Here is a 15868-nt window from a genome sequence, read left to right on the forward strand (position 1 = left end):
TCTATGTTGTAAGTAATATTAAACCAACTCCTCCTTAAAAACAATATAAAACATGTCCTTGGAGATATTTATAGCTGTTATTCAATTCAAATTGAAAATCATAACTGTGATGATAATCACAATATTGGTTTTAATGAAATTCATAACCGTTATTCGATTCGAATGCTAAATTGAAACTATTGTGGTAGCCTACATTTGGGGAAAATATGCCCTATTATTCAGACCAACTCATTTTGAGAAAGGAGAACTACCATGCCATATGAATCCATTCCGTATCAAAACTTCCTTTACCCTCCAAGCGCTGTTTATTACGAAAATACTCAGCTATCAATTTTAACTGATAATCAAAGGAAAGAAATCGAGTCTTTAAAAAGGCAATTAGCCAGTAGGGGTAATAACCTTGAATATCTCATCGAAAATACTCCCTTTAATAGTCTTCTCATATGTAAAACAAAGGGATTGAAAAATGAGACAGTTATGAATCAGCCTTTTGCTAATTTTATCATCACCCAAATAATTATCGTTGAGTTTCCTGAGTTCGCATCACTTGATACCATTTATTTAATGGTATTGAAAGTAGGGACAGAATGCGGAGAAAAAGTATGCGCAATGAAGCGTAAGGATTTTACCCCAGGCAGGGCGATAACCTTCTTGCGTAATATCTCCATTTCTTTTCTTATTGACAAGAGCGATTCACGCAAAGGAGAACTTGTAAGTGATTATATTAGCCAAAAGTTATCAAAAGCTACATCTATTTGTCTCCCGTATTTCGCTGGCTGGTCCTTTAGTAATGCATCTCCAAGATTTCTTACTTCAGATTATGAAATCTTTTCATTGCTTCCTAAGGATTTACTTAAAATGCCAGTTAACAGCAGACAACTTGCACTTTCCAATATTACAGAGCCAACTGAGATAATAGCATCATATTTCCACCGATTGTCCTTATTAAAAAAGGAAACGACTATTCCGATTAGTCTATTTTTTCATATGTCTATTTTGCGTGGAGTATTGGACAAAGCAGATATGTGGGCATTAGACAAATTTTTATATCTCCAAATGACCAATGGCCCCATAAATATTGAAAAAGTTTCACAGTCATTACTCCAGGTCTTTAACAATGATAAAGGTACCAGTACAACCCTGGATTTGCCTTTCAAGACACTGCTGCGCAACGTTCTTACAAACCAGGATGAACCATTTATATTACGAGTGGATAATCCTACATGTAATACCTATAAGCAAAAGCTGAGGGTCAGCAATTGGGATATGATACATAACGTATGTCTAGAAGGAGTCAAATACAATTATGACGGTTTTGAAATTACATCACGAGCCTCTCTTGTTTGTATATCAAACCAAAATATCGTAGATATTCCTATGGAAAATGCGCTGTCGATTTATATTGAAAGCAGTGATATTAACATTGGTGTGTTAAAAGAGGCATTATGCAACCCCTGTGCAATGGGAAATTACATTAATCTCTTGTGCCAATACATAAGTAGTAACTTTAATACTACAATTAAAATGCTTTCAGACGCATGGAATGAAAACCTTCAAACTGGTTTGGGAACCTTCGAAAAAAACGGAGTCGCATATTCTATTTTTATGACAGTATGTGATTTTATGGAAAAGTTTTTAAAACACTATAACTTTAGAATTGAAGACTTTTGGGGTACACGTAATGAAATAGAATCACTACTGGTAGACTTTCTATACCAAAATGAAATGTCCAGTGATATGGAAAGTATACCGGAACTCTTTATTGAAGGATTAAGATCATTGATATCTGGCTGTACATTAATCAACCGGTTAAGGGACGATACTTTACTGGAAGGGGGCAATATTACCCTATACTGTGATGATAATTTCTTATACGTCTCTGAGCAAGATTTAAGAAATTATATCATACCCTCCATATTCCCTTTTCATATTACAGTGAACCAGTTACTTAAAAGTCTATCGGAGGCTGAAATAATCACCTCAGATCAGACACGGGTAAAAACATACTTAAAAACAGTATATTTTCCCAAGCATACCCCACCAACACAGAAAAAAATGGTAGCCTTCAATCGAACCAGAATCTGGAGCTTAGGAGATGATATTTATGATTAATACAAAACAAAAAGAAATGTTATTAGGACACACTAGATTAGGAGATCCCGTAACGATTTCTCTGAATATACAGGAAATGCCTAATTACCACATGACAATCCAGGGTGCATCAGGAAGTGGGAAAACTCATGCGCTAAAAAATTATGCGCTACAAGCTGCGGCTTTAGGTTTTCCTGTAATAATAATAGACTCTTCCGGAAGTTATAAACTTTCGGAAGAAGAAAAAGCATGGGGGTTCTCATCCGCAATCACTCCCGTAACTATAAATGTATACCAGCATGGTATTGATATAAATCCTTTTCAATCTTTGCAATTAGATACTGACTTAGAGGAAAGGAAGGTTGATACAGCTCTTAGAGTTACAGAACTTTTTTCCCATGTTCTCTGTCTTGGAAGCCGTCAAGAAAATACGTTGTATGAGGTAATGCTATCCATGATGACTATAATGCCTGGCAATATTGAACATAAGATTCAAACTTTACTTGAATTAATACATGACACCAGGGGAGCACATGCTAATAGCTTATATGGAAAACTCAAGCCGCTTTTTGATCAAAAAATTTTCACGGTGGATAAGAGTAGCTTCAATGCTTATAAACCTGGTTATGTTTATATCTATGACCTGCAATTTTTCACCGATGAAACAAAGCAGTTTTTATCTGATATTATATTGTGGCATATCTGGAATCAAGCCACGTTAAGAGGTAACATAAATCATAAGACCTTTATTATTTTAGACGAAGCTCAGCTCTTTAACCATTCCTCTCACTCTCCAATTGCCCGGATGCTAACTGAAGGGAGAAAAGTAGGCATTGGTTTATGGCTTGGAACACAGTTCATAAATAATAATTTTTCAAAGACTGCTATAAGCCGAATACAACAAGCCTCAACAAAGATATACTTCAAGCCAAATGATTGTGATATTAAAGGAATCGCTAAAGAAATCGATCCAAATAATAACAATTGGACCCAGTTATTGAAAAACCTGAAGCTTGGAGAATGCATTGCGGCATACACCAAAAACACTTCGGCCGGAATGAGGTCCAAGCAGATATTATTAAAGGTTCCAGCAGACATTTAACAGTTATTGTAATAGTCAATTCTTTCATTCAGATATTATTATTATGATCTATTGAAACAACCAAACAAAGATTAGATGTATCCAAAGGAAAGGAGGTGATGGCGGATGTGCCGTTCCGTAAGCCCATACAAAAAACAGAACGAAATAATTGTAAGAATACTGACAAGCAATCCGTCAGCACCTCTTGCAGAATTAAATGACACTATCTCAGAACTGCAAAAGCAAATTTTCTATCCAGACGGAAAACTAACCACTGCAGCATGTCAGGCAATCTTGGAGTTCAATCAAAAAGAATCCCAAGTAAAAGAAGTCTGCGACCTCAGAAAAATAAAGCTCAGGCCGGATGACAGCAGAATCTACCTGATTATTAAACGGAAACCCATAAGTAGTACCAACTACATAGGTCTGGTAGAAAAACTCTATGACCACCTTTTTAGCACCAACGCAATTACTATGAAAGAGTACTTTGAGACCTGGATGCAATGGCGGTCATCTGAAAGCAGTGTTACAGAAAAGACTATAAAAGAAAACCGTTTTCTGTGGAATGCTCTCCTTAAGGATCAGGAAATAACTAAAGTCCCTTTAAACAGCCTGTCTGTTAAGGACTACATCCGTTATTTCCGAATTATTACTAAAGACCGTCAGCTCACCCGAAAACGCTTCAATGATTTAAAGAGTATAATGAATGGCATACTCTACCTGGCCGTAGAAAACGAAGTCATTGACCATAATTGCCTAAGAGATATTAATTTTAAGCAATTTGCCTTTAAAGCAGAGGAAAATAACATAAAACCTTATACAGAGGAAGAGCGACTGCAGATTATAAATCACTTGGGAGATGATTTCTACGATCTGGCCATCAAGCTTGATTTTCATCTGGTGCTCCGCATCGGTGAGCTAAAAGGGTTAAAATGGGAAGACGTAAAGGGTGATACCATCTTTATACGCCGTTTTATCGATGATCAAAATAAAGTTATTGAGGATATAAAGGGACATACAAGCCAAGGAAAGCGCCAGATGCCACTTACCCCCAATGCGCAGAAGATATTGGAACAAATTCGTCACCAGAATCCGGGCAGCGAATATATCTTCATCCGCAACGGCCAGCCGCTGGCAACAGTAACCTTTAACCGCCACTTAAAAAAATGTTGCGAGGAATTAGGTATCGAGTACCGTTCCTCCCATAAGCTCCGCTTCTCCACCGCATCAATCATGTACAAAAATGGGATGGAGGATACTGAGCTCCAGAAACTTTTGGGTCATACCAGCCTAAACATGACCCATCACTACCTTCGAAGTCTAACTTCTCAAGAGGATACCGCTTCAAAAATGAGGGCAATCCTTGGCTGATTGTCCTCACTTTTTATAACTTTGTCTATTTTACCGAATAAATACAAGCTCCCATTTTTCATATATATAAACTGAATGATATTAATTCCAATGTCGTTGAGCAACTCGAGATTATTCATCAAAAGCTTATTATTAACCTTTTAATCCATAAAAATATGTTATAATTTTATTTTTCTTGACATATAAATATTAAAATCGTAATATACTATCATAGAGAGGTGTATGCTATGCGTAGAAAAATTGAAGAAAAGCTCCTTACTTGGAGAAACAAAACCGAAAACCGGATGCCCCTGCTCCTCTATGGAGCCAGGCAGGTTGGCAAAACTTATATACTGACCAAATTCGGTGAAACACAGTTTGATAACACCGTTTACATTAACCTTGAAACCAATCTTTCCGTTGCTTCTTATTTTTCCGATGATATCTCCCCGGAACGGCTCATTCGCTTCTTGGAAACAACCGTAAATGAAGTCATTACACCGGGCAGAACCCTCATTATTTTTGATGAGATCCAGTCTTGTGAACGAGCATTGACCTCATTAAAATACTTCTGTGAAATGGCACCGGAATACCACATTGCTGCGGCAGGAAGCCTGCTTGGAGTTGCAATCCATCGGGAACATTACTCCTTTCCCGTTGGCAAGGTAGAAAGCATGACACTTTATCCACTGGATTTTGAAGAATTTCTTTGGGCAAACGGTGAAGAGCGACTATCACAGGAAATTCGCTCTGCCTTTGACCTGATGACTCCGCTGCCAGAGGCGCTCCATCAAAAAGCTATCGAATTTTACAGGTACTATCTCATTGTCGGTGGAATGCCTGCCTGTGTCCAGACTTTTACAAACTCCGGAAAGTTGGTTCTTGTACCAACTGTACAAAATGAAATCGCAAACAACTACGTAGCGGACATGGCAAAATACGCTACTACAGCTGATACTGTTAAAATTCGCAGCTGTTTCAATTCCATTCCTGCTCAACTTGCAAAAGAAAATAAAAAGTTCCAATACAAGGTTGTTCAACGTGGCGGCAGTGCAGCACTGTTCGGTGAATCAATCGAATGGCTGGCACAGGCTGGCATCGTGTTAAAATGTCAGAAGATTGATCATGGCACAAGCCCTATCGCTGTTTATGCAGATTTGTCCTCTTTTAAGCTTTATATGAGTGATGTGGGACTTCTTGTTATGAAATCTGGTGTGCCTCAACAAACGATCCTGACTGGAGAATCAAATGTGTTTATGGGCTCTGTTACCGAAAACTACGTTGCTCAAGCGTTGGCCTCGAATGGACACGCCCTCTTCTATTGGGCAAGTGAACACAGTGCCGAACTTGACTTTGTATTACAAAAAGGTTCCGAGGTCATCGGTATAGAAGTCAAAAAGGGGACAAAGGTTCACTCTAAAAGTCTCAGCGTATTTATTCAAAAGTATAAACCCAGCTATTCCATTCGCTTCTCCGAAAAAAATTTCGGCAAAACTGAGAATATGCTTTCCATTCCACTTTATGCAGCATTTTGCATATGATTATGCAGAAAAAGAACCCCTTACGGATTGGACTCAACTTCCAATCCTAAGAGGTTTCATGCACTTTCTATAATGAAATTAAACAGATTAACAGCAAACTTGTATTCATACAATTTAGTATTACATTTTTGAATGGCAGTTCAGGCAGTTTGACAATTGGCATTAATATTACAATTTCCCGAACTGCATTGCTATTTTGAAAAATAGAAATGATTCAAGCGAAGCATACATACTTTAGGGCCTCATATAATTTATTATTTTATCATAGAAGATCCTATATACAGAAAAAATTTTAAATGCAGTGGTTCTTTATAAGATGCAAAATCTGCTCTTTGGAAACACCCACATTTTCAACTGCATCAAGCTTTAAAGCGCCCATTCTATATGCAGGAACTGCCCATACATCAGACTTTTCAAAAGCAAGCTTGTTAGACTCGTCCAGCTTGCCGCGATAAGTTCCCAGCTGGAGTGACAACCGAAAGTCATCTGCATCAACCAAATCACTGACGCACTCACTAAGAGCATCAATATTTTCAATATTAATACTCTCCTTCTGAGCTGCCTGATACATTCGTTCATGATATTCTAAAATATCAATCCCATGATTAACAGCATAAAAATATCCTTGTATGCACAGATCGCTGTGGGGGCCATACCGATCCGGTCTGGGATGCGATTCGCATGGATGCCAGACTATAGTAACAGCCGAATACTCTGGAATAAGCTCCTTTAAATATTTATGTGCCTTCAGGCAATAAGGACAGATATAATCAAAAAAGACATGTAATTCCTGTTTCACTCTTAACCACCTCTTAATTAGTATAATTAAATTTACAATTTTCTTTTTATTGCTTCATAAGTGGTGGCTTTGGAGATCGTCACTACTCCTTCCGGCACCGTCTTATTTACTATTTCACATACACTATCCCTCATCCAAAAAAGAAAACGAAATCATTGTTTTACTTTTATGCTGAAATTGAAGCACAGAAAAGTAAGCGCCAAAGTGTTTTAGGATATTACTGCCGGCTATCCGAAGTGCATGATTAAGATCAAGCGTGATGATTATACAACCGATATTGTCATCAGATACTACCCTTTGAATAATTTTCAGCAAAAGTATTTAATTGCGGAAATCCAAATTAGATTCCAACTCGTGCAATAAATAACTGAAGCTGCCTGGCGCATAAATTCGTTGCATACATCACTTTCTTGCCTGAAAACCACGCAAATACTGCTCCGGCCACGGATATTCAACTCCCAGATCACGGGCCGTATGCAGCACCCAGTAAGGATCACGCAGAAGTTCCCGGCCCAAAGCAACCAGGTCCGCCCGTTCTCCACCCAGAATTTCCTCCACCTGATGCGGGTCCGTAATCAGACCAACGGCAACCGTAGGCAACCCAGCCTTCTGCTTCAGCCACTCGGCAATTTTCACCTGATAGCCTGGATAGATTTTCGTCGGCGGTGTTGAAACAACTCCTCCTGTACTCACGTCCAGCACGTCAATATAGGGCTTCACAAGTTCAATAATTTCGGACATTTCTTCCATATGCATACCATTGGGTTCATAATCTTCAGCAGATACACGCAATAAAACCGGCTTTTCATCTGGCCAGACCTCATGTACTGCCTTCAGTATTTCAATTAGTATACGGCATCGGTTTTCCGTTGATCCACCGTAACCGTCTGTACGATGGTTGGTCAACGGCGACAGGAATTCGCTAATCAGATAACCATGGGCACCATGAATTTCAATCGCATCAAAACCAATTTCAAATGCCCGAGCAGCAGAGCTACGGAATGCATTAACCGTATCATGAATATCCGCTTCCGTCATCTCATGGGGCATGGGAGAATCCTGATTAAAAGGAATGGCACTGGGTACGTAAATTGCTTTTTCCTGGGCTCCACATTTGCGGCCCGCGTGATTAAGCTGAATTGCTATTTTTGCTCCCTGTTTCTGGCAGGCGGCAACAATTGGAGCAAGCGCCTTTGCCTGATCATCATTCCAAAGTCCCAGACAGTGGTCAGAAATACGACCCCACGGCAAAACACCGGTAGCCTCCATAATAATCAGTCCCGCTCCACCAACCGCACGGGAGGTATAATGCGTAAAATGAAATTCATTTGAAATACCATTGGTTCCGGCACTGTACATACACATTGGGGGCATAACGATACGGTTGCGCAGAGTCATGCCTTTTACTGTAAATGAGCTTAATAAGTACATAGAACATTCTCCCTTCTATTATAAATGTAAGATTTGGTAAAACAACTTGCTTTATTTGGTTGTTAATCAAAATCACGATTGCGATAGCTGATCAACAAAAACCGCTTCCTCTTGACCGACACTTTCTTTTATTGGTACTATTTTTTCTGTTGCAACAAAATAAAAGTGTATAATACACCTACTATACTTCGATACTATCACAGGTTACCTTATTATTCAAGTATATCCATATCCATCTAAACAAGACACATAGTACTTTCCTCTGGCTAAATAGCCAATAAAACTTTCTTACATTATTAAAAAAATAAAAGGAGCATAAAATTTAACTTTTTCATATCCTGTCAGCTACACTGCATAACTCATTTGTTTCCCTCTTCACTCTTCCAGCAATTTATTAGATTTTTTTATTTTTTGATGCATTCCGTATATACTGATTTTTTCTTTTCTCCGTCATTATATTCATTTTTTCTCGTTGCTCATGCAATGAATTTAAGTGTTAATGTGGTTAGCATTACATTGGTAAACTAGAACAATCAAAAATTTCCATAAAAAATAAACCATCTATTCAACAAAATAAGATTGTGCATTTCCAAGCATAGTGCTATGATAGTCCCACCGGCACACATAATTTTTATGAATATAAAATCAAAAGAAAAGCAGTTAAAAAGAGTTTGTGATCTATCAAAAATCAAAACCAGACCTGATGACGGACGAAAGTATTTTATTATTCAAAGAAAGCCAATAAGCTGTAGTACTTATGAGGGTTTAATCGAAAAACTGTATGAACAGTTTTTCGGTGCTACCGCTGCTACCATGGAAACATATTTTGAAACCTGGATGGAATGGAGAGAAAAGGAGACAAGCGTAAGTAGAAAGACAATTAGAGAAAATCGCTTTATGTGGAATTCTTTACTGAAGGATCAGGATATCACCTTGATTCCCTTAAAGGAGTTGACAGCAAAGGATCTGATTATCTATTTCAGGAACATTACAAAAGGACGCCAGATCACAAGAAAACGCTTTAATGACCTAAAAAGTATTATGAATGGGATTTTGTACCTTGCAGTGGAAAATGATATTATAGAACGAAATTATCTTCGAGACATCAACTGTAAACAGTTCAGCTATAAGGCAGAAAATACTAAAATTACCCCATACACCGAAGAAGAACGTCTGCAAATTATAAATCACTTGGGAGATGATTTTTACTCTCTGGCAATAAAGCTGGATTTTTACCTCATTCTGCGAATAGGCGAATTGAAAGGGTTAAGATGGGATGACATTTCTGGCGATTTTCTACATATCCAACGCTTTGTAGATGATAAAAATGAAATCATTGAAGATATTAAAGGCCATGCAAGCGAAGGGAAACGTTATATGCCATTGACGCCGAAAGCCAAAGAAATTCTAACACAAATCCAGACTCTAAATCCAAACAGTGAATACATTTTCATTCGGAATGGCCAGCCCTTGGCAACAGTAACCTTTAATCGCCGTTTAAAGAAATGCTGCGAAGAATTAAACATTGAATACCGCTCTTCCCACAAACTCCGCTTCTCCACCGCATCCATCATGTACAAAAATGGAATGGAAGATACTGAACTCCAGAAGCTCCTGGGCCATACCAGTCTCACCATGACGCACCACTACCTCCGGAATATCACTTCCCAGGAAGAAACAGCATCAAAAATGAGGGCAATCCTAGATTAACAGCCCTCAAAAGTACCAAAAATGCCCACGCAAACCAGCGCAAACACCAAAACTATAAAGCAAAAACCCCAGAAACCCTTATTCTATCAGGTTTCTGAGGCTTTCATAAGAGAGGCGACAACCAGATTTGAACTGGTGATCAGGGTGTTGCAGACCCACGCCTTACCACTTGGCTATGTCGCCATAAATTAAATTCTAAATTTATTGTTTTCAGTGACCCCAACGAGATTCGAACTCGTGTTACCGCCGTGAAAGGGCGATGTCTTAACCGCTTGACCATGGGGCCGGACTTACATTTCGTTCTCCTCATAGTCTTCGCTTGAGTATCACGAACTCCCCGAGTAGGACTTGAACCTACGACCCAACGGTTAACAGCCGTTTGCTCTACCGACTGAGCTATCGAGGATTACTGAGGCATATACCCTCAAAACCACACATTGTTACATATCTATTTTCATCCGTTCTTTCCTCTTACCTAAACCAACCTGGTTAAGCCCTCGACCTATTAGTGACAGTCAGCTGCACATGTTGCCATGCTTCCACCTCTGCCCTATCTACCTCGTCGTCTTCAAGGGGTCTTACTCTTGCGATGGGATATCTCATCTTGAGGGGGGCTTCACGCTTAGATGCCTTCAGCGTTTATCCCTTCCCGACTTGGCTACTCTGCCATGGTGTTGATCACCAACAGATACACCAGAGGTCAGTCCATCCCGGTCCTCTCGTACTAAGGACAGCTCCTCTCAAATATCCTACGCCCACGCCGGATAGGGACCGAACTGTCTCACGACGTTCTGAACCCAGCTCGCGTACCGCTTTAATGGGCGAACAGCCCAACCCTTGGGACCTACTACAGCCCCAGGATGCGATGAGCCGACATCGAGGTGCCAAACCACTCCGTCGATGTGAACTCTTGGGAGTGATAAGCCTGTTATCCCCAGGGTAGCTTTTATCCGTTGAGCGATGGCAATCCCACTTTATACCACCGGATCACTAAGTCCTAGTTTCCTACCTGCTCCACCCGTCGGTGTCGCAGTCAAGCTCCCTTATGCCTTTGCACTCTTCGAATGGTTTCCGTCCATTCTGAGGGAACCTTTGAGCGCCTCCGATACCCTTTCGGAGGCGACCGCCCCAGTCAAACTCCCCGCCTGACATTGTCCCCCAGCCAGGTCATGGCTGCAGGTTAGAAACCCAATACCGCAAGGGTGGTATCCCAACATCGGCTCTGATAAGACTGGCGTCCTATCTTCACTGCCTCCCACCTATCCTGTACATGCAGTACCGAATCCCAGTATCAAGCTGGAGTAAAGCTCCATGGGGTCTTTCCGTCCTGGCGCAGGTAACCAGCATCTTCACTGGTACTTCAATTTCACCGGGTGCATTGTCGAGACAGCGCTCAAATCATTACGCCTTTCGTGCGGGTCGGAACTTACCCGACAAGGAATTTCGCTACCTTAGGACCGTTATAGTTACGGCCGCCGTTTACTGGGGCTTAAATTCAGAGCTTCGCGTTGCCGCTAACCCCTCCTCGTAACCTTCCAGCACCGGGCAGGCGTCAGCCCATATACCTCACCTTTCGGTTTTGCATAGACCTGTGTTTTTGCTAAACAGTTGCTTGAGCCTATTCTCTGCGGCCTGATTTCTCAGGCACCCCTTATCCCGAAGTTACGGGGTCATTTTGCCGAGTTCCTTAACAATGCTTCTCCCGCCGGCCTTAGGATTCTCTCCTCATCCACCTGTGTCGGTTTACGGTACGGGCACATATCACACAATAGCGGCTTTTCTTGACAGCCCCTACGAAGACTTCCCTACTTGTGTTCGGTACGCGTCACACCTTCCTGTTGCTGGGCGGATTTTCCTCCCCAGCCAGTAAAATGCTTGCCCCGGTCTTTTCATTCCCGGGTTCTTCCTCGGTTCTGTGTCCCCACAGTTCTGATGATATGCGGTACAGGAATTTCAACCTGTTGTCCATCGACTACGTCTTTCGACCTCGCCTTAGGCCCCGACTTACCCAGAGCAGATCAGCTTTACTCTGGAAACCTTAGATATTCGGCCTGGAGGATTCTCACCTCCATCTCGCTACTCATTCCGGCATTCTCTCTTCTTAACACTCCACATCTCCTTACGGTAATGCTTCTGTGCGTTAAGAATGCTCCTCTACCAATGTGTATGAATACACATTCCACAGCTTCGGTGTCGTGTTTTAGCCCCGGACATTTTCGGCGCAGGACCTCTCGACTAGTGAGCTATTACGCACTCTTTGAATGTGTGGCTGCTTCTAAGCCAACATCCTAGTTGTCTCTGAAATCCCACATCCTTTTCCACTTAACACGCACTTTGGGACCTTAGCTGGTGGTCTGGGCTCTTTCCCTTTTGACTGCCCAACTTATCTCGTGCAGTCTGACTCCCGTACATCATCTGGCCGGCATTCGGAGTTTGATATTCTTTGGTAAGCTTTGACGCCCCCTAGGAAATTCAGTGCTCTACCTCCGGCAGACTAATACGAGGCTAGCCCTAAAGCTATTTCGAGGAGAACCAGCTATCTCCGGGTTCGATTGGAATTTCTCCCCTACCCACACCTCATCGCCACCCTTTTCAACGGATGTGCGTTCGGTCCTCCATTTCCTTTTACGGAAACTTCAACCTGGACATGGGTAGATCACCCGGTTTCGGGTCTACCTTTACTGACTCATTCGCCCTATTAAGACTTGGTTTCCCTTCGGCTCCGCACCTTAAGTGCTTAACCTTGCCAGTAACGGTAACTCGCCGGACCGTTCTACAAAAAGTACGCGGTTCCACTTAAAATGTGGTTCCACAGCTTGTAAACACAGGGTTTCAGGTTCTCTTTCACTCCCCTCCCGGGGTCCTTTTCACCTTTCCTTCACAGTACTATGCGCTATCGGTCACTAAGTAGTATTTAGCCTTGGGGGGTGGTCCCCCCGAATTCCCACAAGGTTTCTCGTGTCTCGTGGTACTTTGGATCCTGCTCGCTGACTATTGCTTTCCCATACAAGGCTTTCACTTTCTATGGCCGGTCTTTCCAGGACCGTTCTGGTAACAAATCGTCTCACTTATTGCAGTCCATAACCCCGGTATGCACGCATACCGGTTTAGGCTCTTTCCATTTCGCTCGCCGCTACTTTGGAAATCGAGTTTTCTTTCTTTTCCTCCGGGTACTTAGATGTTTCAGTTCCCCGGGTTCCCGACGTATGGCTATGGATTCACCATACGACAACTGAGGTTTGCTCAGCTGGGTTTCCCCATTCAGATATCTCCGGATCAAAGGATATTTGCTCCTCCCCGAAGCTTTTCGCAGCTTATCACGTCTTTCATCGGCTCTTAGTGCCAAGGCATCCACCCTGCGCTCTTATTAGCTTAACCAATTCGATGTTCACCTGCGGGTGCGGGTGACTCATCTAAGATACATAGCGTTGTATCTCTGGTCTTAGGTTTGTTATTTCACCGTACGTTACACGGTTACTTTAACGAGTTTTGTTTGGTTACATCATAAGATGTAACACCTCGGATGTCTTGATTTTGTTTTTATACTTTGACATATAAAAACTAATCTAGATATATTTCAATATGTGGTTTTCAAGGTACATGCGCGATGCAATCAGAAGCGTGCACAATCATATGGAAAACTGTGTTGAACACTTGTGTTCATAAGCAGTTTTTTATGTGATTGTATAGGCGTGGAACGCCGTGACTGAGAAAAGCGTCAGCTTTTCGAAGTGCACCTTCGTAACCGCATCACTGTGACTGAAGTTTATCAGTCATTCGAAAGCTTGATCAACTCAAACTCACGGATCACTGGTAAAAACCAGCTATATAAAACAGCACTGCCCTGCTGAATCAGGTTAACACATTCTTTAACACAGGCTTCGCTTTTCCCTCCGCCCATTGGAACGTGTCCGTTCTATATAAAACACTCTTTCAAGTGATTTTTTTAAAGGAATCTGGCACCCACCTGCTCTCCCATGCCGTCTCCAGCATAGTACCATCGGCCGCTTAAGTCTTAACCATCGTGTTCGGGATGGGAACGGGTGTCTCCCCTAAGCGCATCGGCACCAGAAATTTTACGTCTTTCTTAGTGTTTCCTTATTATTCTTTTTTACTTCTTTTGAAAACCAAAGACTCAACAGTATATAAAACCCTTACTTCTTCTTCCTTAGAAAGGAGGTGATCCAGCCGCACCTTCCGATACGGCTACCTTGTTACGACTTCACCCCAGTTATCAGTCCCGCCTTCGGCAGCTCCCTCCTTGCGGTTGGGTCACTGACTTCGGGCGTTACCAACTCCCATGGTGTGACGGGCGGTGTGTACAAGACCCGGGAACGTATTCACCGCGGCATTCTGATCCGCGATTACTAGCGATTCCAGCTTCATGTAGTCGAGTTGCAGACTACAATCCGAACTGAGACGTTATTTTTGGGGTTTGCTCCAGATCACTCCTTTGCTTCCCTTTGTTTACGCCATTGTAGCACGTGTGTAGCCCAAATCATAAGGGGCATGATGATTTGACGTCATCCCCACCTTCCTCCAGGTTATCCCTGGCAGTCTCCCCAGAGTGCCCAACTTGACTTGCTGGCTACTAAGGATAAGGGTTGCGCTCGTTGCGGGACTTAACCCAACATCTCACGACACGAGCTGACGACAACCATGCACCACCTGTCTGGAATGCCCCGAAGGGAAGGCCCCGTTACGGACCGGTCATTCCGATGTCAAGACTTGGTAAGGTTCTTCGCGTTGCTTCGAATTAAACCACATGCTCCACCGCTTGTGCGGGTCCCCGTCAATTCCTTTGAGTTTCATTCTTGCGAACGTACTCCCCAGGTGGAATACTTATTGCGTTAGCGGCGGCACCGAAGAGCTTTGCTCCCCAACACCTAGTATTCATCGTTTACGGCGTGGACTACCAGGGTATCTAATCCTGTTTGCTCCCCACGCTTTCGAGCCTCAACGTCAGTTACAGTCCAGTAAGCCGCCTTCGCCACTGGTGTTCCTCCTAATATCTACGCATTTCACCGCTACACTAGGAATTCCACTTACCTCTCCTGCACTCCAGCAACACAGTTTCCAAAGCAGTCCCGGGGTTGAGCCCCGGGCTTTCACTCCAGACTTGCATCGCCGTCTACGCTCCCTTTACACCCAGTAAATCCGGATAACGCTTGCCCCCTACGTATTACCGCGGCTGCTGGCACGTAGTTAGCCGGGGCTTCTTAGTCAGGTACCGTCATTTTCTTCCCTGCTGATAGAGCTTTACATGCCGAAACACTTCTTCACTCACGCGGCGTCGCTGGATCAGGGTTTCCCCCATTGTCCAATATTCCCCACTGCTGCCTCCCGTAGGAGTTTGGGCCGTGTCTCAGTCCCAATGTGGCCGGTCACCCTCTCAGGTCGGCTACTGATCGTCGGCTTGGTGGGCCGTTACCTCACCAACTACCTAATCAGACGCGGGTCCATCTCATACCACCGGAGTTTTTCACACCGTACCATGCGGCACTGTGTGCTTATGCGGTATTAGCAGTCGTTTCCAACTGTTATCCCCCTGTATGAGGCAGGTTACCCACGCGTTACTCACCCGTCCGCCGCTCAGTCAGTTTAAATTCCATCCGAAAACTTCATTTAAACCGCTTCGCTCGACTTGCATGTGTTAAGCACGCCGCCAGCGTTCATCCTGAGCCAGGATCGAACTCTCAAATTTAAGCAGATAGTCTTTGAAAGCGGTCAGAGATTGGTAGAAAAGTCTGTTGAAAGCTCGCTTTCATAAGGACTTTTTTGCTAATCTATGAACATTTGCGAAGCAAATGGTAGCGAATGAAGCAAAGCTTCATGAGCATACCGCCTGGACCTGCCATTCGGTTC

7 protein-coding genes, 3 tRNA genes and 3 rRNA genes are annotated in these 15868 nt (G+C 42.6%); 5 read left to right on the forward strand and 8 right to left on the reverse strand.

All coding sequences use genetic code 11. From position 1 onward, the window contains the following. The first annotated feature begins 252 nt into the window (after window positions 1-252). The 4 genes from K401_RS0107645 (at window position 253) to K401_RS0107660 (ending at window position 6063) form a co-directional block, all read left to right on the forward strand. Window positions 253-2112: a hypothetical protein gene (locus tag K401_RS0107645; RefSeq protein WP_024292402.1), complete on the forward strand. Its 1860-nt coding sequence runs from the start codon at window positions 253-255 to the stop codon at window positions 2110-2112. After that, on the forward strand, window positions 2105-3193 hold the full coding sequence (locus tag K401_RS0107650) for an ATP-binding protein (RefSeq protein ID WP_024292403.1): 1089 nt from the start codon (window positions 2105-2107) through the stop codon (window positions 3191-3193). Before K401_RS0107645 ends, K401_RS0107650 begins: the two co-directional genes overlap by 8 nt. Before the next feature lie 105 nt (window positions 3194-3298). Next, window positions 3299-4543 carry a tyrosine-type recombinase/integrase gene (locus tag K401_RS0107655; protein WP_024292404.1) on the forward strand — a complete coding sequence of 415 codons (1245 nt, stop codon included), beginning with the start codon at window positions 3299-3301 and terminating at the stop codon, window positions 4541-4543. A 227-nt stretch (window positions 4544-4770) separates the two neighbouring features. Beyond that, window positions 4771-6063: an ATP-binding protein gene (locus K401_RS0107660; RefSeq protein WP_024292405.1), complete on the forward strand. Its 1293-nt coding sequence runs from the start codon at window positions 4771-4773 to the stop codon at window positions 6061-6063. Between the two features lie 292 nt (window positions 6064-6355). On the opposite strand, the gene K401_RS0107665 is transcribed toward K401_RS0107660, so the two are convergent. Both K401_RS0107665 and namA read right to left on the reverse strand, forming a co-directional pair. Then, complete coding sequence (locus tag K401_RS0107665) at window positions 6356-6862, reverse strand: DsbA family protein (RefSeq protein WP_024292406.1); 507 nt, start codon at window positions 6860-6862, stop codon at window positions 6356-6358. Between the two features lie 402 nt (window positions 6863-7264). Beyond that, a complete protein-coding gene (namA, locus tag K401_RS0107670; RefSeq protein WP_024292407.1) occupies window positions 7265-8293 on the reverse strand; it encodes an NADPH dehydrogenase NamA in 1029 nt (342 codons plus the stop codon). A 633-nt stretch (window positions 8294-8926) separates the two neighbouring features. Between namA and K401_RS0107675 the strand changes: the two genes are divergently transcribed. After that, a complete protein-coding gene (locus tag K401_RS0107675; RefSeq protein WP_166435258.1) occupies window positions 8927-10003 on the forward strand; it encodes a tyrosine-type recombinase/integrase in 1077 nt (358 codons plus the stop codon). Between the two features lie 112 nt (window positions 10004-10115). Here the strand turns inward: K401_RS0107675 and K401_RS0107680 are convergent. From K401_RS0107680 to K401_RS0107705, 6 genes are all read right to left on the reverse strand, one after another. Further along, a tRNA-Cys gene (locus tag K401_RS0107680) sits at window positions 10116-10186 on the reverse strand. Window positions 10187-10217: 31 nt separating this feature from the next. Beyond that, window positions 10218-10289: transfer RNA gene (locus K401_RS0107685), tRNA-Glu, on the reverse strand. Between the two features lie 47 nt (window positions 10290-10336). Further along, window positions 10337-10409, reverse strand: a tRNA-Asn gene (locus K401_RS0107690). Window positions 10410-10488: 79 nt separating this feature from the next. After that, window positions 10489-13381, reverse strand: a 23S ribosomal RNA gene (locus tag K401_RS0107695). Between the two features lie 576 nt (window positions 13382-13957). Then, a 5S ribosomal RNA gene (rrf, locus tag K401_RS0107700) occupies window positions 13958-14075 on the reverse strand. A gap of 100 nt (window positions 14076-14175) precedes the next feature. Next, a 16S ribosomal RNA gene (locus K401_RS0107705) occupies window positions 14176-15707 on the reverse strand. The 16S, 23S and 5S rRNA genes sit together here with 3 tRNA genes alongside, the layout of an rRNA operon. Window positions 15708-15868 lie beyond the last annotated feature (161 nt).

Source organism: Lacrimispora indolis DSM 755 (genome assembly GCF_000526995.1).
Classification (GTDB): Bacteria; Bacillota; Clostridia; order Lachnospirales; family Lachnospiraceae; genus Lacrimispora; species Lacrimispora indolis.